This window comes from Streptomyces sp. NPDC046870 (assembly GCF_040704595.1).
GTDB lineage: Bacteria > Actinomycetota > Actinomycetes > Streptomycetales > Streptomycetaceae > Streptomyces > Streptomyces argyrophylli.
This window is the reverse complement of record NZ_JBEYXM010000001.1, coordinates 65,289-90,368: the sequence shown is the minus strand read 5'-3', so window position 1 is coordinate 90,368 and position 25,080 is coordinate 65,289. Positions and strand designations below refer to the sequence as shown.

At 71.4% G+C, this 25,080-nt stretch carries 18 protein-coding genes; 8 read left to right on the top strand and 10 right to left on the bottom strand.

The window, feature by feature from the left end; genetic code table 11:
• Nucleotides 1-12: 12 nt before the first annotated feature.
• Complete coding sequence (locus tag AB0946_RS00405; protein WP_366758418.1) at nt 13-1,047, bottom strand: LacI family DNA-binding transcriptional regulator; 1,035 nt, start codon at nt 1,045-1,047, stop codon at nt 13-15.
• 377 nt (nt 1,048-1,424) lie between these two features.
• On the opposite strand from AB0946_RS00405, the gene AB0946_RS00400 reads away from it, so the two are divergent.
• From AB0946_RS00400 to AB0946_RS00370, 7 genes are all read left to right on the top strand, one after another.
• Entirely contained in the window at nt 1,425-2,699 is a 1,275-nt protein-coding gene (locus tag AB0946_RS00400) for an extracellular solute-binding protein (RefSeq protein WP_366758417.1), read from the top strand.
• A gap of 99 nt (nt 2,700-2,798) precedes the next feature.
• Nucleotides 2,799-3,803 carry a sugar ABC transporter permease gene (locus tag AB0946_RS00395; protein WP_366758416.1) on the top strand — a complete coding sequence of 335 codons (1,005 nt, stop codon included), beginning with the start codon at nt 2,799-2,801 and terminating at the stop codon, nt 3,801-3,803.
• Between the two features lie 19 nt (nt 3,804-3,822).
• The gene (locus tag AB0946_RS00390; RefSeq protein WP_366758415.1) at nt 3,823-4,728 is read left to right on the top strand and encodes an ABC transporter permease subunit; all 906 of its coding nucleotides are present in this window, start codon (nt 3,823-3,825) and stop codon (nt 4,726-4,728) included.
• A gap of 116 nt (nt 4,729-4,844) precedes the next feature.
• On the top strand, nt 4,845-6,512 hold the full coding sequence (locus AB0946_RS00385; protein ID WP_366759108.1) for a glycoside hydrolase family 13 protein: 1,668 nt from the start codon (nt 4,845-4,847) through the stop codon (nt 6,510-6,512).
• 177 nt (nt 6,513-6,689) lie between these two features.
• Nucleotides 6,690-8,066, top strand: coding sequence for an alpha-amylase family protein (locus AB0946_RS00380; protein ID WP_366758414.1), 1,377 nt, complete (start codon nt 6,690-6,692; stop codon nt 8,064-8,066).
• A 91-nt stretch (nt 8,067-8,157) separates the two neighbouring features.
• A complete protein-coding gene (gene pulA, locus AB0946_RS00375; protein ID WP_366758413.1) occupies nt 8,158-13,584 on the top strand; it encodes a pullulanase-type alpha-1,6-glucosidase in 5,427 nt (1,808 codons plus the stop codon).
• A gap of 13 nt (nt 13,585-13,597) precedes the next feature.
• Nucleotides 13,598-13,960 (top strand): isomerase, encoded by a 363-nt coding sequence (locus tag AB0946_RS00370; protein ID WP_366758412.1) that lies wholly within the window; start codon nt 13,598-13,600, stop codon nt 13,958-13,960.
• Between the two features lies 1 nt (nt 13,961).
• Here the strand turns inward: AB0946_RS00370 and AB0946_RS00365 are convergent, their stop codons facing one another.
• The 3 genes from AB0946_RS00365 to AB0946_RS00355 form a co-directional block, all read right to left on the bottom strand.
• Nucleotides 13,962-14,651 (bottom strand): TetR/AcrR family transcriptional regulator, encoded by a 690-nt coding sequence (locus AB0946_RS00365; RefSeq protein WP_366758411.1) that lies wholly within the window; start codon nt 14,649-14,651, stop codon nt 13,962-13,964.
• Between the two features lie 187 nt (nt 14,652-14,838).
• Nucleotides 14,839-16,758, bottom strand: coding sequence for a hypothetical protein (locus AB0946_RS00360; RefSeq protein WP_366758409.1), 1,920 nt, complete (start codon nt 16,756-16,758; stop codon nt 14,839-14,841).
• 49 nt (nt 16,759-16,807) lie between these two features.
• Nucleotides 16,808-17,308: a tetratricopeptide repeat protein gene (locus AB0946_RS00355; protein WP_366758408.1), complete on the bottom strand. Its 501-nt coding sequence runs from the start codon at nt 17,306-17,308 to the stop codon at nt 16,808-16,810.
• A 115-nt stretch (nt 17,309-17,423) separates the two neighbouring features.
• On the opposite strand from AB0946_RS00355, the gene AB0946_RS00350 reads away from it, so the two are divergent.
• The gene (locus AB0946_RS00350; RefSeq protein ID WP_366758407.1) at nt 17,424-17,816 is read left to right on the top strand and encodes a hypothetical protein; all 393 of its coding nucleotides are present in this window, start codon (nt 17,424-17,426) and stop codon (nt 17,814-17,816) included.
• 80 nt (nt 17,817-17,896) lie between these two features.
• Here the strand turns inward: AB0946_RS00350 and AB0946_RS00345 are convergent, their stop codons facing one another.
• The 6 genes from AB0946_RS00345 to glnII all read right to left on the bottom strand — a co-directional run bounded on the left by AB0946_RS00345 (nt 17,897) and on the right by glnII (nt 25,057).
• The gene (locus tag AB0946_RS00345; RefSeq protein WP_366758406.1) at nt 17,897-19,471 is read right to left on the bottom strand and encodes a DUF1996 domain-containing protein; all 1,575 of its coding nucleotides are present in this window, start codon (nt 19,469-19,471) and stop codon (nt 17,897-17,899) included.
• A gap of 136 nt (nt 19,472-19,607) precedes the next feature.
• On the bottom strand, nt 19,608-20,261 hold the full coding sequence (locus AB0946_RS00340; RefSeq protein ID WP_366758405.1) for a response regulator transcription factor: 654 nt from the start codon (nt 20,259-20,261) through the stop codon (nt 19,608-19,610).
• Complete coding sequence (locus tag AB0946_RS00335; protein ID WP_366758404.1) at nt 20,246-21,523, bottom strand: histidine kinase; 1,278 nt, start codon at nt 21,521-21,523, stop codon at nt 20,246-20,248. Before AB0946_RS00335 ends, AB0946_RS00340 begins: the two co-directional genes overlap by 16 nt.
• A gap of 31 nt (nt 21,524-21,554) precedes the next feature.
• Nucleotides 21,555-22,604 carry an NAD-dependent epimerase/dehydratase family protein gene (locus AB0946_RS00330; protein WP_366758403.1) on the bottom strand — a complete coding sequence of 350 codons (1,050 nt, stop codon included), beginning with the start codon at nt 22,602-22,604 and terminating at the stop codon, nt 21,555-21,557.
• Nucleotides 22,605-22,955: 351 nt separating this feature from the next.
• Complete coding sequence (locus AB0946_RS00325; protein WP_366758402.1) at nt 22,956-23,531, bottom strand: winged helix-turn-helix domain-containing protein; 576 nt, start codon at nt 23,529-23,531, stop codon at nt 22,956-22,958.
• Nucleotides 23,532-24,025: 494 nt separating this feature from the next.
• Nucleotides 24,026-25,057: a glutamine synthetase gene (gene glnII / locus AB0946_RS00320; RefSeq protein WP_366758401.1), complete on the bottom strand. Its 1,032-nt coding sequence runs from the start codon at nt 25,055-25,057 to the stop codon at nt 24,026-24,028.
• Nucleotides 25,058-25,080: the final 23 nt, after the last annotated feature.

The window sequence follows — 25,080 nt, the reverse complement described above, 5'->3', positions numbered from 1 at the left end:
GCGGCGCACCTCCTACGACGTACGGAGGACATGCGGCGCCGAGGCGGTGGACCCGCGCACCACCAGTTCCGGCATGAACACGAACTCGCTGTGCGGCGCCGGTGTCCCGCCGATCTCCTCCAGCAGCGTGCGCACCGCCGCCTGGCCCATCGCCGGGACCGGCTTGCGGATCGTGGTCAGCGGCGGGTCCGTGAAGGCGATCAGCGGCGAGTCGTCGAACCCGACCACCGACACGTCCCGGGGGACTTCCAGGCCCCGCTGCCGGGCCGCCCGTATCGCGCCCAGCGCCATCATGTCGCTGGCGCAGACCACGGCCGTGCAGTTCCGGTCGATCAGCGCCGTCGCCGCGGCCTGACCGCCCTCCAGGGTGTACAGCGAGTGCTGGATCAGCTCCGTCTCGACGGTCTGCGCGGCCAGCCCCAGCAGGTCCTGCACCGCGCGGACGAAGCCCTCGATCTTGCGCTGCACGGGCACGAACCGCTTCGGCCCGAGCGCCAGCCCGATCCGGGTGTGCCCCAGCGACACCAGGTGCGTGACCGCCAGCGACATCGCCGCCCGGTCGTCGGGGGAGATGAACGGCGCCTGCACCTTCGGCGAGAACCCGTCCACCAGCACGTACGGCACGCCCTGGGCGCGCAGCCGCTCGTAGCGCTGCATGTCGGCGGTGGTGTCCGCGTGCAGTCCGGAGACGTAGATGATCCCGGCGACCCCGCGGTCCACCAGCATCTCGGTCAGCTCGTCCTCGGTCGACCCGCCCGGGGTCTGCGTGGCGAGCACCGGCGTGTAGCCCTGGCGGGTCAGTGCCTGTCCGATGACCTGCGCCAGGGCGGGGAATATCGGGTTCTCCAGCTCCGGCGTGATCAGGCCCACCAGGCCCTCGCTGCGCTGCCGCAGCCGTACCGGGCGCTCGTAGCCCAGTACGTCCAGCGCGGCGAGCACGGACTGGCGGGTGGTGGCGGCGACTCCCGGTTTGCCGTTGAGGACCCGGCTGACGGTCGCCTCGCTCACCCCCGCCTGCGCAGCGATGTCGGCAAGCCGTGTGGTCACGGCACCGGACTGTACCGGTCGTATCTCCCCTTGCACACCGGCCGGACGCCGGGCGCGGGCGGGCGTACGGCCTGCCGTGGGTTGCTGCGTCATCGCGCTCCCTCGGGAATCTCGGTGGCAAGAGCTTGCAAGTCTTGCACAAGTGCCGTCACCGCCGCTCAGCGCCCGCCCCATCGGGTCGCGCCACGGTCGACGGCTGGTCACGACGGGGTAACCATCGTGTCGCCTTGCACTTTTTTTCTGCAAGGTCTTTCGAAACGCTTACATGGCTGTTACGTTCCCAGTCGCCCGGCCGCGGCAACGGCGCAGTCGGCAAGTCGCAGGGGCGGACGGGACCGTCCCCTGTACCACTCGGGCTTAACCCTCAAGGAGAACTCATGCGGCGTGGCATAGCGGCCTCCGCGCTGGTGGCGTCCCTCGCCCTGACGGCGACGGCGTGCGGCGGGAGCGACAGCGACAGCGGGAAGTCGGACGGCCCGGTCACCATCACCTGGTGGGACACCTCCAACGCCACCAATGAGGCGCCGACGTACAAGGCCCTGGTCCAGCAGTTCGAGGCTGCCAACAAGGACATCAAGGTCAAGTACGTCAACGTCCCCTTCGACCAGGCGCAGAACAAGTTCGACACCGCGGCCGGCGCCAAGGGTGCCCCGGACGTGCTGCGCTCCGAGGTCGGCTGGACCCCCGCCTTCGCCAAGAAGGGCTTCTTCCTGCCCCTCGACGGCACCGAGGCCCTCGCCGACCAGGGCAAGTTCGAGCCGAACCTGATCAAGCAGGCCCAGTACGAGGGCAAGACCTACGGCGTGCCGTTCGTCACCGACACCCTCGCGCTGGTCTACAACAAGGCCCTGTTCAAGAAGGCCGGCATCACCGAGGCCCCCAAGACCTGGGACGAGCTGAAGGCCGACGCCGCCAAGATCAAGGACAAGGCCAAGGTCGACGGCTACTGGGGCTCCACCCAGGCCTACTACGCCCAGACCTTCCTCTACGGCGAGGGCACGGACACCGTCGACGTCGCCGCCAAGAAGATCACGGTGAACTCGCCGGCCGCCAAGAAGGCCTACGGCACCTGGCTGAGCCTGTTCTCCGGCAAGGGCCTGCACAAGGCCGACGCCACCGCCGACGCCTACGCCCACATCCAGGACGCGTTCGTCAACGGCAAGGTCGCCGCGATCATCCAGGGCCCCTGGGAGATCACGAACTTCTACAAGGGCTCGGCCTTCTCGGACAAGTCCAACCTCGGCATCGCCACCGTCCCGGCCGGCTCCACCGGCAAGGCGGGCGCCCCGACCGGCGGCCACAACCTCTCGGTCTACGCCGGCTCGGACAAGGCCCACCAGGCGGCGGCCCTGAAGCTGGTCAAGTTCATGACCTCGGCGCAGTCGCAGGAGACCATCGCCCTGAAGAACTCCACCCTGCCCACCCGCTCCGACGCCTACACCGACAAGGTCAAGGCCGACCCGGGCATCGCCGGCTACCAGGGCGTCCTGGCCGCCGCCCAGCCGCGCCCGGCGCTGCCCGAGTACAGCTCCCTGTGGGGTCCGCTCGACACCGAGCTGCCCAAGGTCGCCAGCGGCAAGGAGTCGCTGGACAAGGGCCTCGGCAACGCCGAGCTGGCCATCTCCAAGCTGGTGAACGGCTTCAGCAAGTAGCCCGCGTGGCCGTCGGATCCTCCCGGGGGAACGGGGAAGGATCCGACGGCCACCGCCCTGTGCCCGGCCCAACCCCTTGAACTTTGAAGGTGTCGAACCATGACAGTCGCCATCGACCGCGCGACCGGCAAGCGCCGCGGTGACCGCGCGCCTCGGCCCGGGCTGGGGCAGCGCGTCAGAAACGGACTCCAGAAGTACTGGTACGCCTACGCGATGATCGCCCCGGTGGTCGTCGTGCTCGGCGTCCTCGTCGGCTACCCGCTGGTCCGTGGCTTCTACCTCACCCTCACCGACGCCAACAGCCTCAACTCGGCGCGCACGATCGGCGTCAACCACATCGACGCCACGTACAAGTTCATCGGCCTGGACAACTACCACGACATCCTCTTCGGCCCGACGGCGTACGACCGGTTCTGGTCGCACTTCCTGTGGACCGTGTTCTGGACGGCCGCCTGCGTCGCCCTGCACTACGGCATCGGTCTCGGTCTCGCGCTCATGCTCAACCAGAAGCTGCGCGGCCGTACCGTCTACCGGCTGCTGCTCGTCCTGCCCTGGGCCGTGCCGACCTTCGTCACCGTCTTCTCCTGGCGGATCATGCTCGCCGACTCCGGCGTGCTCAACCAGATCCTCGGCGCCCTCCACCTGCCCCAGCCGGAGTGGCTGGAGGACACCTTCTGGCAGCGGTTCTCCGCGATCATGGTCAACACCTGGTGCGGTGTGCCGTTCATGATGCTGTCCCTGCTCGGCGGCCTGCAGTCCATCGACTCCTCGCTCTACGAGGCCGCCGAGATGGACGGGGCCAGCGCCTGGCAGCGGTTCCGGCACGTCACCCTGCCCGGCCTGCGCTCGGTCAGCTCCACCGTCGTGCTGCTCGGCATCATCTGGACCTTCAACCAGTTCGTCATCATCTTCCTGCTGTTCGGCAAGAACTCCGCCCCGGACGCCCAGATCCTCGTCACCTGGGCCTACCAGCTGGGCTTCGGCCAGCAGCCGCGCGACTTCGCCCAGTCCGCCGCGTACGGCGTGCTGCTGCTGTCGATCCTGACCGTCTTCACCTCCTTCTACTTCCGCTGGCTGAAGCGCAATGACCAGCTCGCCGTCTGACGCCGCAGGAGCCGCCGCCATGAGCACCACGACCCTGGACAAGACCGACACCGCCCCGGCCCCCGCGCCCGCGCCCCGGCCCCGCGTGCGCCGGCGCGGCGAGCGCGGCCCGGCCGGCGCCGCCCTGCTGCACGGCGGCCTCGTCGTGGCGAGCCTGATCGCCCTGGCCCCGGTGGCCTGGCTGTTCTACCTGTCGCTCGGCCCGGACAAGGAGGACTACCTGCACCCGGGCGGGATCGCGGGCAAGCTGACCTTCTCCAACTACAGCTTCGTGCTGGAGCACACCGGGTTCCTCGACTGGTTCAAGTCGACGATGATCGTGGCCCTCGGCACCACCGTCATCGGCGTCCTCGTCGCCGCCACCACCGGCTACGCGGTCTCCCGCATGCGCTTCCCCGGCTACAAGCAGCTGATGTGGGTCCTGCTGCTCACCCAGGCCTTCCCGATCGCCGTCCTGATCGTGCCGATGTACGAGATCTTCAGCGACCTCGGTCTCATCGACACCTACTGGGCGCTCATCCTCGTCAACTGCACCACCGCCGTGCCGTACAGCGCCTGGCTGCTCAAGGGGTACTTCGACACCATCCCCTTCGAGATCGACGAGGCCGGCCGCGTGGACGGGCTCAGCCCCTTCGGCACCTTCTTCCGGCTCATCCTGCCGCTGGCCCGCCCGGGCCTGGCCGTGGCCGCGTTCTACAACTTCATCACCGCCGTCGGCGAGGTGGCCTTCGCGACCACGTTCCTGCTGGACGACTCCAAGTACACCTTCGCCGTCGGCCTGCAGACCTTCGTCAGCGAGCACGACGCCCAGTGGAACTACATGGCCGCCACCGCGGTGCTCATCGCGATACCCGTGACCGTGTTCTTCTACCTCGTGCAGAAGAACCTCGTCACCGGTCTCACCGCCGGCGGCACCAAGGGCTGACGCCCGCACCGACCAGGCGGGCCGCGGTGTAGACCCGACCCCGCTGTCACCGCGGCCCGCCTCGCCGCCGCACCCACCGACTGCCCACCATGCCCCAGTTACGTATCAAGGACGCCATGAGCCAGCAGCACTCCGCCGCACCGGCCCGCCACTCCGCCGTCACCGTCGCCGACCGCCGCGACTGGTGGCGGGACGCGGTCATCTACCAGGTCTACCCGCGCAGCTTCGCCGACAGCAACGGCGACGGCATGGGCGACCTGGAGGGCGTACGCTCCCGCCTGCCCTATCTGCGTGACCTCGGCGTCGACGCCGTGTGGCTCAGCCCCTTCTACGCCTCCCCGCAGGCCGACGCCGGCTACGACGTCGCCGACTACCGCGCCGTGGACCCGATGTTCGGCTCGCTCCTGGACGCCGACGCGCTCATCCGCGACGCCCACGCGCACGGTCTGCGCATCATCGTGGACCTGGTCCCGAACCACTCCTCCGACCAGCACGAGTGGTTCAAGCGCGCCCTCGCCGAGGGCCCCGGCTCCCCGCTCCGCGAGCGCTACCACTTCCGCCCCGGCAAGGGGAAGAACGGCGAACTCCCGCCCAACGACTGGGAGTCCATCTTCGGCGGCCCGGCCTGGACGCGTGTGGCCGACGGGGAGTGGTACCTGCACCTCTTCGCCCCCGAGCAGCCCGACTTCAACTGGAACCACCCGGCCGTCGGCGACGAGTTCCGCTCCATCCTGCGCTTCTGGCTGGACATGGGCGTGGACGGCTTCCGCATCGACGTCGCCCACGGCCTGGTCAAGGCCGACGGCCTGCCCGACCTCGGCGCCCACGACCAGCTGAAGCTGCTGGGCAACGATGTCATGCCGTTCTTCGACCAGGACGGTGTGCACGAGATCTACCGCCAGTGGCGGCGGATCCTCGACGAGTACGCGGGTGAGCGCATCTTCGTGGCCGAGGCGTGGACCCCGACCATCGAGCGCACCGCCCACTACGTCCGTCCCGACGAGCTGCACCAGGCCTTCAACTTCCAGTACCTGAGCGCGGAGTGGGACGCGGAGGAACTGCGGGCGGTCATCGACCGCACCCTGGAGGCCATGCGCCCGGTGGGCGCCCCCGCCACCTGGGTGCTGTCCAACCACGACGTCACCCGGCACGCCACCCGCTTCGCCAACCCGCCCGGCCTCGGCACCCAGATCCGCACCGCCGGGGACCGGGAGCTGGGCCTGCGCCGCGCCCGCGCGGCCACCCTCCTGATGCTCGCCCTGCCCGGCTCGGCGTACGTCTACCAGGGCGAGGAACTGGGCCTGCCGGACGTCGTGGACCTGCCCGACGAGGTGCGCCAGGACCCGGCGTACTTCCGGGGCGCCGGCCAGGACGGCTTCCGCGACGGCTGCCGGGTCCCGATCCCGTGGACCCGCGAGGGCTCCTCCTACGGCTTCGGCAGCGGCGGCAGCTGGCTCCCGCAGCCCGCCGAATGGGCAGGGCTGAGCGTGGCGGCGCAGACCGGCGTCCCCGGCTCCACCCTGGAGCTGTACCGGGCCGCGCTGCGCGCGCGCCGCGCCCACCCGGACCTCGGCGCGGGGGAGGCGGTGGAGTGGCTGCGGGCGCCCGAGGGCGTCCTGGCCTTCCGGCGCGGCGACTTCGTGTGCGTCGCGAACACCACGGGCGAGTCCGTGACGACCCCGTCGTACGGCCGTGTCCTGCTCACCAGCGGTGAGGTGACCGAGGCGGACGGCGAGACCAAGGTGCCCGCCGACACCACCGTCTGGTGGACGACCGGGGACTGACAGCCGGACGCGGGGCCGGCTCTGAGGCCCCGTCTGAAAGTTCTTGCATCAAGTTCACAACGGCCCGCTGCGCTTCGGCCAGCGGGCCTTTAACATCTGCGTCACCGCAAGGTTGCTGAAATATTTCAGCAAGCGCCTTCAGCGGTCCAGTTGCCTTCAACGTCGAAGGAACCCCACATGGCACGCAGAACCCTCCCCACGGCGGTCGCCCTCACAGCCGCCGCTCTGGTTGGCATGACCCCGACGGCCGCCGAGGCCTCCCCGCCCGGCACCAAGGACGTCACCGCCGTCCTCTTCGAGTGGAACTACGCCTCGGTGGCCAAGGAGTGCACCACCACTCTCGGCCCCGCCGGCTACGGATACGTCCAGGTCTCCCCGCCCGCCGAGCACATACAGGGGCCGCAGTGGTGGACGTCGTACCAGCCCGTGTCGTACAAGATCGCGGGCCGCCTCGGCGACCGCACGGCCTTCCGCACCATGGTGAACACCTGTCACGCGGCCGGGGTGAAGGTCGTCGCCGACACCGTGATCAACCACATGTCGGCGGGCAGCGGCACCGGCACCGGCGGCTCCTCGTACACGAAGTACGACTACCCGGGCCTGTACTCGGTCTACGACTTCGACGACTGCACCTCCCCGGTGTCGAACTACTCCGACCGCTGGAACGTGCAGCACTGCGAACTCGTCGGCCTGGCCGACCTGGACACCGGCGAGGAGTACGTCCGCAAGACCATCGCCGGGTACATGAACGACCTGCTCGGCCTCGGCGTCGACGGCTTCCGCATCGACGCGGCCAAGCACATCCCGGCCGGTGACCTCGCGAACATCAAGAGCCGCCTGACCAACCCGTCCGCCTACTGGAAGCAGGAGGTCATCTACGGCGCGGGCGAGGCCGTCCAGCCCTCCGAGTACACCGGCAACGGAGACGTCCAGGAGTTCCGCTACGCCTACGACCTCAAGCGCGTCTTCACCAGCGAGAAGCTCGCCTACCTCACCAACTACGGGGAGGGCTGGGGCTACCTGAACAGCTCGGTCGCCGGTGTCTTCGTCGACAACCACGACACCGAGCGCAACGGCAGCACGCTGAACTACAAGAGCGGCGCCGACTACACCCTGGCCAACGTCTTCATGCTCGCCTGGCCCTACGGCGCCCCCGACGTCAACTCCGGCTACGAGTGGTCGGACGCCGACGCCGGCCCGCCCAACGGCGGCCAGGTCAACGCCTGCTGGCAGGACGGCTGGAAGTGCCAGCACGCCTGGCCCGAGATCAGGTCCATGGTCGCCTTCCGCAACGCGACCCGCGGCCAGGCCGTCACCAACTGGTGGGACAACGGCAACAACGCGATCGCGTTCGGCCGGGGGAGCAAGGGCTACGTGGCGATCAACCACGAGTCCTCGTCCCTGACCCGCACCTACCAGACGTCCCTCCCGGCCGGGACGTACTGCAACGTCCAGAACAACACCCCGGTGACCGTGAACTCCAGCGGACAGTTCACCGCCACCCTCGGCTCGAACACGGCCCTCGCGCTCTACGCCGGCAAGTCGAGCTGCTGAGAACCCGACTGACGGTGCGTGAAACCTCTTGCCGGAGGTTTCACGCCCCTTGCTGCAAGCACCCAGCCACCCTCGCAAGGAGTCATCCCCTGTGATACCGAGATGGCCGGCGCCGCGCAGGCGCCGTACACCGCACCGCGGACGGGCCGCGGCCGTCACCGCAGCCGCCCTCGCCGCCGCACTGCTCCAGCCGCTCGCCGCCCACGCGGCCACCCCGCCCGCGCCCCCCTCGGACGCGAAGCTCGCCGCCGTGCCCGCCCGGCACGACGACACCCGCGAGCAGTTCTACTTCGTCCTGCCGGACCGCTTCGCCAACGGGGACACCTCGAACGACAGGGGCGGCCTGACCGGCTCCCGCCTGTCCACCGGGTACGACCCCACCGACAAGGGCTTCTACCAGGGCGGCGACCTCAAGGGCCTGACCAGGCGGCTGGACTACATCAAGGGCCTCGGCACCACGGCCATCTGGCTGGCGCCGATCTTCAAGAACCGTCCGGTGCAGGGAACCGGCGGCAACGCCTCGGCCGGCTACCACGGTTACTGGATCACCGACTTCACCCGGGTCGACCCGCACTTCGGCACCAACGACGACCTCAAGTCCCTCATCTCCAAGGCCCACGCCAAGGGCATGAAGGTCTTCTTCGACGTCATCACCAACCACACCGCCGACGTCGTGGACTACGACGAGAAGTCCTACGGCTACCTCTCCAAGGGCGCCTTCCCCTACCTGACGAAGGACGGCAAGCCCTTCGACGACGCCGACTACGCCGACGGCAGGCGCGCGTTCCCGGCCGTCGACACCGGCTCCTTCCCGTACACCCCGAGGGCCACGAACGGGAGCAAGGTCCCGGCCTGGCTCAACGACCCGGCGATGTACCACAACCGGGGCGACTCGACGTACGCCGGCGAGTCCACCACCTACGGTGACTTCTCCGGCCTGGACGACCTGTGGACCGAGCGTCCCGAGGTCGTCCACGGCATGGAGAGGATCTACGAGCGGTGGGTGCGGGACTTCGCCGTCGACGGCTTCCGGATCGACACCGTCAAGCACGTGAACATGGAGTTCTGGACCCAGTGGGCCACCGCGCTGGACCGGTACGCGGCCGAACGCGGACGCAAGAACTTCTTCATGTTCGGCGAGGTCTACTCCGCCGACACCGCCGTCACCTCCCCGTACGTCACCCAGGGCCGCCTGGACGCCACCCTGGACTTCCCCTTCCAGGACGCGGCCCGCGCCTACGCCTCCCAGGGCGGCAGCGCGCGCAAGCTGGCGGGTGTCTTCGGTGACGACTACCGGTACACGACCGACAAGGCCAACGCCTACGAGCAGGTCACCTTCCTCGGCAACCACGACATGGGCCGCATCGGGTACTTCCTGAAGCAGGACAACCCGAAGGCGACCGACGCCGAGATCCTGCGGAAGGACAGGCTCGCCAACGAGCTGATGTTCCTCAGCCGGGGCAACCCGGTCGTCTACTACGGCGACGAGCAGGGCTTCACCGGCTCCGGCGGCGACAAGGACGCCCGCCAGACCATGTTCGCCTCCAAGGTCGCCGACTACCTGGACGACGACGAGATCGGCACCGACCGCACCCACGCGAGCGCCGCCTACGACACGAAGGCCCCGCTGTACCGGCAGATCGCCGCGCTCGCGAAGCTCCGCAAGGCCAACCCGGCCCTGACCGACGGTGTGCAGACCGAGCGGTACGCGGCCGACGGCGCCGGCGTCTACGCCTTCACCCGTACGGATGCCAGGAGCGGCCAGGAGTACGTCGTCGCCTTCAACAACGCCGACGAGGCGAGGACGGCGACGTTCGCGACCGGATCCGCGGACACGTCGTACCGGGGGATCCACGGTGCCACCGGCTCCGTCCGGACGGACGGCGACGGGAAGGTCACCGTCACCGTCCCGGCGGGCGCAGCTGTCGTCTACAAGGCCGCCGGCACCCTCGCCGAGCCGGCCGCCGAGCCGGTGATCTCCCTGACCGCCCCGGCCGCCGGAGCCACCGGGACGACCGTGCTGAAGGCCGACGTCGACGGCGGACAGCTCAACCGGGTCGTCTTCGCCGCCCAGGTCGGCGACGGCGCGTGGAAGACGCTCGGCTCCGCCGACCACGCCCCCTACCAGGTCACCCAGACCCTCGGCAGGGACGTGCCCGCCGCCACCGCCCTGCGCTACAAGGCCGTCGTCATCGACTCGGCCGGCCACACCGCGAGCGCCACGGCGAGCAGCACCACCGGCACCCCGCCCGCGCCCGAGGTCCCCACGGCCTCCTCCCGGGACTACGCGATCGTCCACTACAAGCGGACGGACGGCGACTACGCCGACTGGGGCCTGTACGCCTGGGGCGACCTCGCCGACGGCGAGGCCACGAACTGGCCCGCCAGCCACCCCTTCGTGGGCCGGGACGCCTACGGCGCCTTCGCCTACGTCAAGCTCAGGCCCGGCGCCTCGAACGTCGGCTTCCTGGTCATCGACAAGGACGGCGACAAGGACGTCTCCGCCGACCGGTCCATCGACGTCACCAGGACGGGTGAGGTGTGGATCGAGCAGGGCAAGGCCGACGTCCTGACCACGAAGCCCGGCTACCCGGCACAGGACGAGACCAAGGCGGTCATCCACTACCACCGCGCCGACGGGAACTACGACGGCTGGGGCCTGCACGTCTGGACCGGCGCCGCGAACCCCACCGACTGGTCGAACCCGATGAAGCCGGTGAAGACTGACGCCTATGGCGCGGTCTTCGAGGTGCCGCTCAGCGCGGGTGCCACCAGTCTCAGCTACATCATCCACAAGGGCGACGACAAGGACCTGCCCACCGACCAGTCCCTCGACCTCACGTCGAACGGCCACGAGGTGTGGCTGTTGAACGGCCAGGACAAGCCCCTGCTGCCGCAGCCCGCGGGCAGCGCGGCCGCACTCGACCTGACCACCTCCAAGGCGATCTGGATCGACCGCGACACCGTCGTCTGGAACGGCGTCGGCACAGCCGCCTCCACCCAGCTCCTCTCCTCCCACGACGGTTCGATCACCGTCAAGGACGCCACGCTGACCAGCGACGACGAGCGCTGGCTGCGGCTGACCAAGACCACCCTGACCGACGCCCAGAAGGCGAAGTTCCCGCATCTGAAGGACTACACCGCCTGGTCCGTCGACCCCCGCGACCGGGACCGGGTGCGCGGCGCGCTCACCGGGCAGCTCGTCGCCACCCAGCGGGCTGCAGGCGGTGCCGTCCTGGCCGCGACCGGCGTGCAGACCGCCGGCGTGCTGGACGACCTGTACCCCGGCGCGACGAAGGCCGCCCTCGGGCCGACCTTCCACGACGGCAGGCCGACCCTCGCCGTCTGGGCGCCGACCGCGCAGAGCGTCCGCCTCGACCTCGACGGCACGTCCGTGAAGATGCACCGGAACGACACCACCGGCGTCTGGTCCGTCACCGGCCCGGCCTCCTGGAAGGGCAAGCCCTACCGCTATGTCGTGAAGGTCTGGGCGCCCAGCGTCCGCAAGGTGGTCACCAACAAGGTCACCGACCCCTACTCGGTCGCCCTGACCACGGACTCGGCGCGCAGCCTCGTCGTCGACCTGAACGACAAGTCGCTCTCCCCGAGCGGCTGGGCGGCCCTGAGCAAGCCCAAGGCCGTGCCGCTGAAGGACGCGCAGATCCAGGAGCTGCACATCCGGGACTTCTCGGTCGCCGACAGGACCGTCCCGGCCGAGGACCGGGGCACCTACCTGGCCTTCACCGACAAGAACAGCGACGGCTCGAAGCACCTGCGGGCGCTGGCCAGGGCCGGCACCTCCTACGTGCACCTCCTGCCCGCCTTCGACATCGCCACCATCCCCGAGAAGAAGGCCGACCAGGCCACCACCGACTGCGACCTGGCCTCCTACCCGGCCGACTCCGACAAGCAGCAGGAGTGCGTGGCGAAGACCGCCGCCAAGGACGCCTACAACTGGGGCTACGACCCGTACCACTACACGGTCCCCGAGGGCTCCTACGCCACCGACCCGGACGGCACGGCCCGTACCGTCCAGTTCCGCCGGATGGTGCGGGCGCTCAACCAGGACGGGCTCCGGGTCGTCATGGACGTCGTCTACAACCACACGGCGGCGAGCGGTCAGGCGGACACCAGCGTCCTGGACCGGATCGTGCCCGGCTACTACCAGCGGCTCCTCGCCGACGGCTCGGTGGCCACCAGCACCTGCTGCGCCAACACCGCGCCCGAGAACGCGATGATGGGCAAGCTGGTGGTGGACTCCATCGTCACCTGGGCGAAGCAGTACAAGGTCGACGGGTTCCGCTTCGACCTCATGGGCCACCACCCGAAGGCCAACATCCTGGCCGTCCGCAAGGCCCTGGACGCGCTGACCCTTCGGAAGGACGGCGTCGACGGCAAGAAGATCATCCTGTACGGGGAGGGCTGGAACTTCGGCGAGGTCGCGAACGACGCCCGGTTCGTGCAGGCCACGCAGGCCCACATGGCCGGCACCGGCATCGCCACCTTCTCCGACCGCGCCCGTGACGCGGTGCGCGGCGGCGGCCCCTTCGACGAGGACCCCGGTGTCCAGGGCTTCGCGTCCGGGCTCTACACCGACCCCAACTCCTCCACGGCCAACGGCACGAAGGAGGAGCAGAAGGCGCGCCTGCTGCACTACCAGGACCTGATCAAGGTCGGCCTGACCGGCAACCTGGCCGGGTACCGCTTCACCGACACCGACGGCAAGGAGGTGACCGGCGCCGGGGTCGACTACAACGGCGCGCCCGCCGGGTACGCGCACGCGCCCGGTGACGCCCTCGCCTATGTGGACGCCCACGACAACGAGTCGCTGTTCGACGCGCTGACCTACAAGCTGCCGAAGGACACCTCCGCGTCCGACCGGGCCCGGATGCAGGTCCTCGCGATGGCCACGGCCGCCCTGTCCCAGGGCCCCGCGCTCTCCCAGGCGGGCACCGACCTGCTGCGCTCGAAGTCCCTGGACCGCAACTCCTTCGACAGCGGTGACTGGTTCAACGCCATCCACTGGAACTGCGCCGACGGCAACGGCTTCGGGCGCGGGCTGCCCCCGGCGGCCGACAACCAGTCCAAGTGGGAGTACGCCAAGCCGCTGCTGAGCACGGTCGAGGTCGGCTGCGAGCAGATCACCGGGGCCTCGGCCGCCTACCGGGACCTGCTCAGGATCCGCACGACCGAGAAGGCGTTCTCCCTCGGCACGGCCGCACGGGTGCAGCAGGAGCTGTCGTTCCCGCTGTCGGGGAAGGACGAGACACCGGGCGTGATCACCATGCGCCTCGGTGACCTGGTGGTCGTCCTCAACGCCACCCCGCAGCGGCAGGAACAGCGGATCGGCGCCCTCGCCGGGACGCCGTACCGGCTGCACCCCGTGCAGGCGGCGGGCGCCGACGAGGTGGTGAGGACCGCCGCCTACGCGGCCGGCTCGGGCACCTTCACCGTCCCCGCGCGGACCGTCGCGGTGTTCACCCGGGCGGGGGACCCTAAGGTGGGGCCGTTGCCGTAGAACAGGAGCGCGCATGCCGCAGATCACCATCGACTACTCCGCCACCATGGAGGACGCCTTCGACCGTGCGGGCTTCGCCCGGGCGCTGCACGAGGCGACCGTGGAGATCGCGGCGGCGAAGCCGGAGGCCTGCAAGACGCAGTTCCGGCCGAGCGCGTACACGGTGTTCGGGTACGAGGACCCCGAGGCGCGCGGGCACGCCGTCGTGCACGTGACGATCGGGCTCCTCGCCGGACGCGGTGAGGAGACGAAGGCGAAACTGACGGAGACGGCCCTGGAGCTGCTCCGCGAGCATGTGGCGGACGCGGCGTTCACACTGCACGCCTCCGTCGAGATCCGCGACCTCGACCCGTCGTATCGGAAGTTCGACCGGTAGGTCAGGACGCCAGGGACAGCAGCCGGCCGACCAGCTCCGCGAAGGGGCCGTCGGCCGGCTCGTCCTTCGCCATCGTGCGCAGCAGGGCGGCCATGCCCTCGTCGTGGGCGGCGCTGACGGCGGCCAGCGCGGCGAAGTCCTGCACGAGCTGCTTCTCCAGCTCCGCGCGCGGGATGTGCCGGCCGTCCAGCCAGATCAGCGCCGTGGACTCGGCGAGCGAGATCCAGGAGCGGACGACCAGCTCCAGCCGTGGGGAGGCCTCGGTCACGCCCAGGTGCGACAGGATCTGGTCGAACGCCGCCTGCCGGACGGAGTCGACGAGCGCGTTGGTCGTGGTGGAGCCGACGGCCGGACCGCCGCGCATCAGGGCCGAGAAACCGGGACCGTGTTCGTCGACGAAGTCGAAGAAGCGGCCCATCACCCGATGCAGCCGGGCGCCCAGCGGGCCCTCGTGCGGCTCGGTGAAACGGCTCGCGAGGTCCTCCGACGCACGCTTCAACGCGGCCTCGTACAGGCTGAGTTTGCCCGGGAAGTAGTGGTAGACGAGCGGCCGCGAGATGCCCGCCGCCGAGGCTATCTCGTCGATGGAGACCTCGTCGGGCGAACGTCGGCTGAACAGGTCGAGGGCGACGCCGATCAGCTGCTGCCGACGTTCCTCGACACCCATCCTGCGGCGAACCCCGGTACTCATGCGAACACTTTACCGATCGATTCCGGCCGCCCGTGATCACCTGTGGGGAAGCAGGTGATCACTCCGCGTCGGGGGAACACGGATCGGCGCGGCTCGCTCCTGCCGGCTAGGGTCTTTCGTTTGGATCAGGCCGGATCAGGGCGCGGTGCCAGGGCCCGCGAGCCCGGCACGACCCAACCGAGAGGCCCTAGCGCAGCCCGCTGATCACCCGGCCGTCCGTCAGGGTGCCCTTCAGGTCCGCCCGCGCACCCTGCTCGGCCTTGACGGCGAGCAGCGGCCCCTGCCCGGACGCGGTCACCCCGCCCGTCGCGGAGACCGACGACGTCCCCTCGCTGCCGGCGGCCAGCAGGTACCAGCTCCCCGCCGCCGACTTCCACAGCACCCCGGCCAGCACATGAGGATCACGCGGCCCGCAGGCCGGCACGTCCGTGCCCTTGGCGACGACCGCCCCGGCCGCCCCGCCCGGCGTGCGGAACTGGGCCAGCACGGCCGTGCCGTCGCCCCGCCAGGTCTCCGCCCGGGTGCACACCCACGCACCGGGCCCGGCGCCTTCGGGCAGCGGCTGCTCGGCGTACGCCCAGGCGTTGACGCTGCGGATGCCCGACGAGCGCTCGGCCGCCAGGGAGCAGGCGAACGGCGCCCAGGTGCGCAGGCCGCGCGCGCCTGACGCCTCCCCGGCCGCTCCGGGCCGGCCGGCCGTGAGGTGGGCCGGGACCAGCTCGCCGAGGTCGGTGGCGAGCCGGGTGCCGGAGGCGTCGGTCAGCTCGAGCACGGTCCACGAGGTGCAGCCGCCGGTCCGCACGGCGGGGCTGGCCAGCGGCGCGGTGACGCCGTCGGCGAGGGTGAGCGGCGTCGCGGCCGCGTCCGGCTTCGTCAGGTCCCGCTGTGCCGCCTTCGTCACCCACGGGGCGGTCAGGTAGCGGACGTTGCCGTCGGAGCGGCCCAGCACCAGCGCGCTCGCCCCGGCGTCCGTGGCCCCGTCGACCCGGGCGAAGTCCAGGGCCGCGCCCCGCGTGCCGTTCCTCGGCTCGGCGTAGCGGGCGATGCGCAGGCCGTCGTAGAGGATCACCACCCGGGCGGCGTCGACCTCGCCCGCGTACAGCAGCTGGGGCGGTCCGGCCGGGCCGCCGGTCTGGGTGCCCGGGGTCGCCGAGACGCGGACCGTCTTCCCGGGGCGGGCCCAGACGGCGAGGGCGCGGCGCAGCAGGGCCTGGTCACCGGTCAGCGGGCCGCGCGCGGGCCACACGGAGAAGTCGGTACGGGCCGAGGTCCGCCAGGCGGTGGGGGAGACCCGGACCACCTTGCCGGGGTCGAGGGCGGCCTCGGCGGCCGGGTTCCCGGCGTAGGAGGGGGCCGCGGCGCCGTCGGGGCCCCAGCCGCCGCCCGGCAGGGCGACCAGCGCGCCGCACACCGCGAGCGCCGCCGCCGCGGCGAGGGCGGCCTTGGTGTGCCGGCGGCGGCGCGTCGGATCGGTGGGCCGGGCCTGGAGCGAGCACGGGTCGAACTCGGGGGAGGCGAGCAGCCCCGGCTGCATGGGCACGCTGTTCGCCGAGGCCAGCGCGCCACCCGGGTCGGGGACCCCGGCGGCGTCGAGCAGGTCGCGGATGTCCGGGTCGGGCAGCTTCTCCAGGCCGCGCAGGACGTAGGCGGCGCGGGCCGGGCCGGACAGGGCGGACAGCCGCTGGTCAAGGGCGAGTTCGTCGGCGCCGCCGGAGCGCGGGAACAGCTTCAGGCCCCACACCTGGGGCAGCGGCGGCGGCAGCTGGGCGAGCCGGGACAGGCCCTTGCGGGGACGGGCCGCCGCCAGGGCCGTGCACAGGACCCGCTCGCGCAGGTAGGCGTAGCCGGGGTCGGCCTCCCGGCCCGGGGCCTGGGCCGGGATCACGGACGGCTGCTTGCGGCCCCGGGGCAGGGCGCGCTGGACGAGGGCGTGTGCGGTCAGGACCCGGCGGCTGCGGCCGGGGCCCGGCGGCAGCACCAGGTAGGCGAGCCGGACCAGCCGGGGGTAGTGCTCGACGAGCGCGGCCTCGGCCTGCTCGAAGCCGACCGGGCCGGCGTTCCCGCCGGGGGAGGGTGCGTGACGCTGGGATACATCCTGTGACTGCACGTCCGGGAGAACGAGCGAGCCGGCGGTTGGTCACCGCCGGACGAGTGGATCACACCCCGGGTCCGACCAGGGCGCGCGCGTAGTTCGCCATGGACCGCTGGTAGCGCGGCAGATGGGGGGCGAGCGCGCCGAGCACCAGGGCCAGGCCCTCGCGGTCGCGGCCGAGGCTGGACAGGCACAGGGCGAGTGTGGCCCGTACCGCGTCGTCCAACTCGTCGGACGGGGCGTCCAGTTCGGGGGTGAGGAGTTCGACGCCCTCTTCCGCCCGGCCGGTGTTCCGCAGTGAACTCGACAACTGGATCTTCGCCCGGCGGCCCTTGTACCCGTCGAGTCCGCGGGCCAGCGCCTCCCGGTACAGCGGCACCGCCTTGTCGGAGTGCCCGGTGGAGTCCCAGGCGCAGGCCTGCTCGAAGGGGCCGAGCGGGCTGTCGTCCGGCAGTTCGGCGACAAGGGCGTCGATCAGCGCGCGGAACTCGTGCGCGCGCTCCTCCGGATACTCGTCGAAGCCGGCCCAGGCGGCGGTCACGCGGTCTTCCCAGTTCTGGTCCACCGCGTCACCTTCGCACACCCGTGCGCGCCAGGTCACCGGATTTGAGCACAGCGCTCGCGGGAGCCGTATCCGAGGGAGCTGGGGCATGCTCGGCACACCGGACCGGAGGAAACAGATGAGGTTGACAGGACTGCTGCTCGGCGCCGCGGCCGTACTGACGCTGGCGGGCTGCGGCTCGGGCGGGAAGACGGAGTCCGTGCCGCCGACCGCGACCGGCAGCCTGGAACATCTGGCCGCCGAGGTGAAGTGCGAGCCGAACATGCAGACCGACGCGGACGAGATCCGCCAGGCCATCTGCGGCACCGGGAAGGGCAGGTTCATCCTCGCCACCTTCGCCACCGACCGCGGCCAGCGAGAGTGGATCAACGACGCCAAGGACTACGGCGGTCACTACCTGGTCGGCCGCAAGTGGGTCGCCGTCGGCGACGACGGGGTGGTCAAGGCGCTGCGCGGCACGCTCGGCGGCGACCTGGAGGACGGCGCCGACCACCACGCGCACAGCGGCTGACGGGCGCGTCCGGACACGGCGAAGGCCGGTGACGGGAGGGGGGTTCGTCACCGGCCTTCTGTTCTGCGCCCGTTACGGGATCACGAGCAGTTCTGACCGCGGTTGACGCAGTTGGCGATCTTGTTGGCCAGGCCGTTCTTCGTGACGCTGATGAAGTCGTCGTGGTCCGTGGCCGCCTTGTGCAGCTGCTCCGGGAAGCCGTCCACCGCGTAGGCGTTCTTCACCTGGCCGTTCTGGACGGTCGGGGGCGTGATGTTGTACACCAGACGCATCGTCAGCTGCGGGATCGCCTTGAAGCCGTTCTGGCAGTTGCCGTTCGCGTCGGCGAACGCGACGTGCGTGCGGTGGTTGGCGCTGTCGACGTTCTGGCCGTCCCAGCAGCTCTGGAAGGCGAACGTCCGCACCACCTTGCTGCCCTGCGGGCAGATCGGGTACTGCGTGGTGAGCTGGACCTTGTTCTCGAATCCGGTGCAGCTCCAGTGCGCGTTGGCGTTGGCGAGGCCGTTGGTGGTGGTCTTGGCGTCACCGGTGATGATGCGCAGGAACTGCGGCATCGCCACGACCTTGCTCCGCGGGCTGCCCACGTACTTGATCTGCGCCTGCACGGGGGTCAGGATGCGGCCGACGTTGCCTTCCTTGCCACCGCCGTCGGCGTTCTGGTCGAAGTCCTGGGTGCCGTCCTGGACGCGGACCACCGGCCAGTAGTACGACGACAGGTCGTTCTGGTTCTGGCAGCTGGTGGCGGCCTGGAGGAACGTCTGGTTGCTGGAGAAGGCGTTGACCTTCTGGTTGCCTACGTAGTCGTGCAGGTGGTGCGCGCCGTTGGCCACACCGGGCGCCACGATCACGTTGTCGGTGTTGTGGTTCTTGTTGGCGTTCACACCGCAGCGCGTGGTGAAGGAGCCGGTCGAGGCGTTGCGGCCGGCGCGCGGCTTGGCCTTGACGTTCGCCTGGACCTTGGTGATGTCCACGAAGTCGGCCGCGACCGGGCCGTTGCCGGCCTGTCCGCCGATGTTGCCCTGCTGCCCGTTCTGACCCTGCTGGCCGCCCTGCTGCTGACCGCCGTTCTGCTGCTGACCGCCTTGCTGCTGGCCACCGTTCTGCTGCTGGCCGCCCTGCTGTTGACCGCCGCTCTGCTGGCCGCCGTTCTGCTGCTGGCCGCCGGCGGTGGTCTGGTTGGCGTTCTGCGCCGTGCAGGCGACCAGCGTGTCGAGGCTGTCGGGAGCGGTGCCGCCGACACGGGTGATCTCCAGCCTGATCCGGTCGAGGATCACCTTCCGCCGGTCCTGGAGCGGTTGCAGGATGGAGTTCTGCACGAAACTCGCGTCCCTGGCCTGTGCGTCCCGCGTGGTCGCCAGACGCTGGTAGGCGTCGGTGATCTGGCGGTCGAGGTTGGCCAGTTCCCCGGCGACCTCGGTACGGGCCTGCGCCGGCACGTTGGTGAGCTTCTGGCCCACGTCAGGGCAGGAGATGGTCGCGACCTGCGCCGTCGCGGCCTTCGTCTGGTTGCCTCCCCACGACTGGTTGTCCGACTCGTGAGCCGAGGCGTAGAAGTTCGCCCAGATCAGCCCGCCCCCACCGAGCGCTAGGGCCGCCGATGCGGCTATGGCCTTGGTGGCCAGCGGCGTACGGCGTTTTCGTGTGTTGCGTCCCATGGAACTCCTCTGACTTCCTTGCGGGGCAGCATCGAGGCGCCCGACAGGAGTGAAGCGGCGCCCTTCCATACGGACGCCGCCCCGGAGGTGTTCAGCTGTCTCGTAAATTCCTCGGCGCAACAAGGGAGTTGGCAGGTCACCGGTCCCGGTCCAGATGCGCGAGGACCGCCAGGACACGCCGGTTGTCGTCGTCCGACACCTCGAGTCCCAGCTTGGCGAAGATGTTCGAGGTGTGTTTGGCGATCGCCCGTTCCGTGACCACGAGCTGTGCCGCGATGCCCGCGTTGGACCGGCCCTGCGCCATCAGCTCCAGCACCTCCCGCTCGCGCGGGGTGAGCCGGCCGAGCGGCGTCTCGCCGGCCGAGCGCCGGGACAGCAGCTGCTGGATCACCTGCGGGTCCATCGCCGTACCGCCCGCGGCCACCCGCCGTACGGCGTCGATGAACTGCTCCGCGTCGAACACCCGGTCCTTCAGCAGATAGCCGATCCCGCCGTCGCCGTCGGCGAGCAGCTCGCGCGCGTAGAGCTGCTCCACGTGCTGGGAGAGGACCAGCACCGGCAGTCCGGGCCGCGCCCGCCGCGCCGCGAGCGCGCACTGCAGGCCCTCGTCGGTGTGCGTCGGCGGCAGGCGTACGTCGACCACGGCCACGTCCGGCTCCAGCTCCTCCAGCGCCCGGGCGAGTTCGGGTCCGGACTCGACGGCGGCGGCGATCTCGAAGCCGTAGGCCTCCAGCATCCGTACCAGCCCGTCGCGCAGCAGGAAGAGGTCTTCGGCTAGGACAACACGCACGGGATCTCCATGGTGACCATGGTGGGACCGCCGGCGGGGCTGCTGACGGCCAGGACGCCGTCGAATGTACCGAGCCGGCGCTCCACCCCGGCCAGCCCCGAGCCCGCCCCGACCACCGCCCCGCCCCGGCCGTTGTCGGTGACGGTGACCCGCAGCCGTCCGTCGGTGTGGTGCACGTCGACCCACACCCGGTCGGCGCCGGAGTGCTTGACCGCGTTGGTGAGCAGCTCGTTCACCGCGAAGTAGGCCGCCGACTCGACCGGCGCGTCCGCGCGGCCGGGCAGCTCCACGGCGACCTCCGTGGCCAGCGGCACCCGGAGCGCCAGCGCCCGTACGGCGTCGCCGAGCCCGCGTTCGGCGAGGACCGGCGGATGGATGCCGCGCACCAGGTCGCGCAGTTCCTCCAGGGCGTCGGCGGAGTTCCGGCGGGCCTGGGCGATCAGCTTCTTCGCCTGCGCCGGGTCCCGCTCGACCAGCATCTCGATGGTGCCGAGGTCCATGCCCATGGCGACCAGCCGGGCCTGTGCCCCGTCGTGCAGGTCCCGTTCGATGCGGCGCAGTTCGGCGGCCGAGGTGTCGACCGCGTCCCGCCGGGTCTCGGTCAGCACCTGGACCCGCTCGGCCAGTGCGGCGTGGGAGGCGCCGATCATGGCCCGGGTGAGCGTGAAGTGCGCGGTGAGCAGGCGCGGCGGGAGGCGCCAGGTGGCGGCGAGGACCACGGCGCCGAGCGCGGCCGCGCCGAGGGCCGTCGCCTGGCCGGTGACCGGCACGAAGCCGTACCAGTAGACGGCGCCCGGTTCGCGGACGTACGCCCGCCACAGTCCGGCGCCCACCAGGAACCCCTGGAGCGGGAAGAACACCAGCACCGCCGGCAGCAGCGCGGTGACGAAGCCCGCGGTCATGTCCACCGGCAGCCACAGCGCGTCCCGCCGTACCTGCGGGTCCCCGAGCAGCGCGACGGTGCGCGTCCACGGGTTGGCGCCGGCCGGGAGCGGCCGGTACACCGCCGGGATCCGGACCCCGCACCACTCGGCCGCGAGCCTCCTGCGGGCGTCCGCCAGCGCCCTCACGCCCGTGAGGACCGCCGGGGTGGTGACGAGCCCGACGCCGAGCGGGACGAGCGCCACCGACAGGAGGGTCAGGGCGAGGAACGCCACCCCGCACGGCAGGACCACGACGGCCAGCACGAGCCCCCGCACGGCGGCCAGCAGCGTCTCCTTCGCCTGGGCGCGCACGCCGGCTCTGTCTTTGTCGGTGTTCATGCCGCAAGTCTTGCCGAAGGCCGCGCCGGGGTCAGTCGTCCGAGGGCCCCTCTTGGAGGGTGGTGCCAGGTACACCCCCGGTCCGCGCCAGCAACTCCGTCTCCACCTCCGGGTCCAGGCCCTTGCGGGTACGGTCCGGGCGCCGGGGCGCGCTGCCGCCGATCTCCGTCAGCCACCGCCAGGTGTCCGCGACGGTCTCGCCCACCGTCCGGCACACCAGCCCCGTGGCCAGCGCCCGCGACACGTCCGCGCCGTGCACGGCGTCGTGCATCTCGCCGCCCGGCGGTACCCACACCGGCAGCTCGGTCCACGGCTCGATCCCGGCCGCGAGGATCACCTCCGGGTCGGTCCAGCGCAGCTCGGCGTCCGCGCCGGTGGCCCGCAGGCACGCCTCGAGCAGCCCGCCCATGGTGGTGTGGCCGGGCGGGCTCACCAGGTCGTACGGCCCGGACAGTCCGCGTTCCAGCGCGCCGAGCAGCCACTCGGCGAGGTCGCGCACGTCGACGTACTGCACGGGCAGGTCGCGCGGGCCGGGCGCCAGGACCGGGCCGCCCCGGGCGATCCGGGTCAGCCACCAGGGCAGCCGGCCGACGTTCTCGTACGGGCCGAGGATCAGCCCGGCCCGGACCAGCAGCGAGCCCGCCGCGCCGAAGGCCCCCACGGCGGCCAGTTCCCCGCCGCGCTTGTCCCGCGCGTAGTCCGTCGCCCCGGCGTCCGCGGCCGCGCCCTCGACCAGCGGGGCGTCCTCCGTGCCGCCGCGGGGCCAGGGCCAGGCGTACACCGACCGGCTGGAGACGTACGCGTACCGCCCGGCCCGGCCACGCAGCAGCCGGGCCGCCTCGTGCACGGCACGCGGGGCGGCCGACCAGGTGTCCACCACGGCGTCCCAGCCCCCGCCGCCGTCCGCCGCGAGGGCGGCGAGGCCGTCGGGCGCGGTGCGGTCGCCGTGCAGCGACCGCACCCCGGCCGGGGGCAGGTGCCGTCCCCGGTGGAAGACGGTCACCTCCCAGCCGCGTAGCAGCGCGGCCTCCACCACGGCCCGTCCCACGAACTCCGTTCCGCCCAGCACGAGAAGTCTCATGCCGGGGATCGTGCCCGGCCGGGGCGGTGGTGGCGCGGGGCTCTGCCGAGGGCAGAACGGCAACCCCGGCCCCCGGCTCGCACCGGAGCCGCACGGCCACGGGCCCGGCACCGACGCCGCCGCGGCGGGGTGGCCGTGACGGTTCCGGCAGCCCCCTCGGGCCCCCGGGGTCGCCGCGGCGGTCCTGGCGGTCTTCCGGGGCCTCTCCGGGGCCGTACGGCCGTTGGCGCCGAGGCCGGTGACAGCGGGCGGTCGCCCTGCCCGACCCCGGCACCGGGTTGGCGGTCGCCTTCGTCTCGGCCCGGCGATCCTGGCGGCCGCACCAGGCCGGGGCCGGGCGGAGGCGGAGCGTCAGCGGGCGGTCGGCGGGGTGTACTTGTAGCCGACCCGGCGCACCGTCTGGATCGCCTGGCGGTGCTCCGCGCCCAGCTTGCGGCGCAGCCGGGCGATGTGGACGTCGACGGTGCGGCCGTCGCCGACGTGGCCGTAGCCCCACACCGTGGTGACCAGCTGGTCGCGGGTGTGCACCCGGTGCGGGTGCGCCACCAGGTGCGCCAGGAGCTCGAACTCCAGGTAGGTCAGGTCGAGTTCACGGCCGTCGACGCTGGCGGTGCGCCGCACGGGGTCGATCCGCACCAGCGGTTCGGTGCCGGGGACCGCCTCGGACTCCGGCTGGTCCGGGACCGCGACCGGCAGGAACGGGGGCCGCTGGTCGGCCGGGACCAGCACCAGGTAGCCGACCATCGGCGGCTGGCCCGGCAGGGTCGGCAGGGTGTGCTGCGGCGCGGGCAGCCAGGTGGCGCCGGGCGGCAGGAAGTCCGCGACGTCCACCACCTCGTCCCGGTCGACGGCGCGCAGCCGGTGCCGGGTGCCGTTCGCGGCGGGGGCGGACAGGGTGGCGGTGGACAGGGAACGGGAGGTCGCCATGAGAGGTCAGCTCTTTCGCGCGTGAGGTTCGTCGGAAGGTGCGGCGGCCGCGATTCGTGGTCGGGCGCGCCGGAGGACGTACGTCGTTCCGCGCTGGCCGAAGGCCGGGGTGTACGGCTTTAGAGGGCCCGCGCGTTCCTCGCGGGGCGACACACACGGTCGAAGTCGTGGTGCTGACGGGAAGGCCAGAACGGCTCAAGGTCGTGGCGACCCGTCGCGGTGGTCTGCTGGAAGCCGTTCATGCGCCCATTGAAGCAGAGGCGTGCGCCGGGCAGGAGTCTCCTCTCACTGCTTGGACGCTTCCTTGGCGTGAAATTGACGTTGCGTCCACCCGGGACCCCGGCTTTCCGCGCTGGTCAGCGCTCTTCCGCGGCCTGCCGGTGGCCGGAACGCCGTCTCACTCCTCGGACGGCGGCGGGGCGGGGGCGGGGCGGGCACGCGCGTGAGGGGCGCCCGCCGTCACGGCGGGCGCCCCTCGGATGCGTCGGTACGGATCAGACCTGGCCGGCCTTCTCCAGCGCGGTGCAGCAGGTGTCCACCATCAGGCGGGTCACCACGTACGGGTCGACGTTGGCGTTCGGGCGGCGGTCCTCGATGTAGCCCTTGCCGTCCTTCTCGACCTGCCACGGGATGCGGACCGAGGCGCCGCGGTCGGAGACGCCGTAGGAGAACTTGTCCCAGGGGGCGGTCTCGTGCAGGCCGGTCAACCGCTCGTCGATGCCGGCGCCGTAGCTCTTCACGTGGTCCAGCGGCTTCGAGCCCTCGCCGAGCGACTCGCACGCGGTGATGATGGCGTCGTAGCCCTCGCGCATGGCCTTGGTGGAGAAGTTGGTGTGCGCGCCCGCGCCGTTCCAGTCGCCCTTGACCGGCTTCGGGTCCAGGGTCGCGGAGACGCCGAAGTCCTCGGCGGTGCGGTACAGCAGCCAGCGGGCCACCCACAGCTGGTCGGAGACCTCCAGCGGGGCGAGCGGGCCGACCTGGAACTCCCACTGGCCCGGCATGACCTCGGCGTTGATGCCGGAGATGCCCAGACCGGCCTTCAGGCAGTTCTCCAGGTGGGCCTCGACGATCTCCCGGCCGAAGATCTCGTCGGCGCCGACACCGCAGTAGTAGCCGCCCTGCGGGGCCGGGAAGCCCCCCTCGGGGAAGCCCAGCGGGCGGGAGCCGTCGAAGAAGGTGTACTCCTGCTCGATGCCGAAGACCGGCTTCTGCGCGGCGAACCGCTCGGCGACCTCGGCCAGCGCGGCGCGGGTGTTGGACGGGTGCGGCTTCATGTCGGTGTCGAGCACCTCGCACAGCACCAGTACGTCGTCGCCGCCGCGGACCGGGTCCGGACAGGTGAAGACCGGCTTGAGCACGCAGTCCGAGGAGTGGCCCTCGGCCTGGTTGGTGGAGGAGCCGTCGAAACCCCAGACCGGCAGCGCGTCGAGACCGGCCGGGACACCCGTGATGATCTTCGTCTTGGAACGGAGCTTGGCCGTCGGCGCGGTGCCGTCGATCCAGATGTACTCAGCCTTGAAGGTCACGGGGCCACATCCTTCGGGGTGGG

Excerpts from the sequence above, each read along its gene's own strand:
- AB0946_RS00400 (WP_366758417.1), top strand. The coding sequence starts at position 1,425 with ATGCGGCGTGGCATAGCGGCCTCCGCGCTGGTGGCGTCCCTCGCCCTG.
- AB0946_RS00395 (WP_366758416.1), top strand. The coding sequence starts at position 2,799 with ATGACAGTCGCCATCGACCGCGCGACCGGCAAGCGCCGCGGTGACCGC.
- AB0946_RS00390 (WP_366758415.1), top strand. The coding sequence starts at position 3,823 with ATGAGCACCACGACCCTGGACAAGACCGACACCGCCCCGGCCCCCGCG.
- AB0946_RS00385 (WP_366759108.1), top strand. The coding sequence starts at position 4,845 with ATGAGCCAGCAGCACTCCGCCGCACCGGCCCGCCACTCCGCCGTCACC.
- AB0946_RS00380 (WP_366758414.1), top strand. The coding sequence starts at position 6,690 with ATGGCACGCAGAACCCTCCCCACGGCGGTCGCCCTCACAGCCGCCGCT.
- AB0946_RS00370 (WP_366758412.1), top strand. The coding sequence starts at position 13,598 with ATGCCGCAGATCACCATCGACTACTCCGCCACCATGGAGGACGCCTTC.
- AB0946_RS00365 (WP_366758411.1), bottom strand. The coding sequence starts at position 14,651 with ATGAGTACCGGGGTTCGCCGCAGGATGGGTGTCGAGGAACGTCGGCAG.
- AB0946_RS00350 (WP_366758407.1), top strand. The coding sequence starts at position 17,424 with ATGAGGTTGACAGGACTGCTGCTCGGCGCCGCGGCCGTACTGACGCTG.
- AB0946_RS00345 (WP_366758406.1), bottom strand. The coding sequence starts at position 19,471 with ATGGGACGCAACACACGAAAACGCCGTACGCCGCTGGCCACCAAGGCC.
- AB0946_RS00335 (WP_366758404.1), bottom strand. The coding sequence starts at position 21,523 with ATGAACACCGACAAAGACAGAGCCGGCGTGCGCGCCCAGGCGAAGGAG.
- AB0946_RS00330 (WP_366758403.1), bottom strand. The coding sequence starts at position 22,604 with ATGAGACTTCTCGTGCTGGGCGGAACGGAGTTCGTGGGACGGGCCGTG.
- AB0946_RS00325 (WP_366758402.1), bottom strand. The coding sequence starts at position 23,531 with ATGGCGACCTCCCGTTCCCTGTCCACCGCCACCCTGTCCGCCCCCGCC.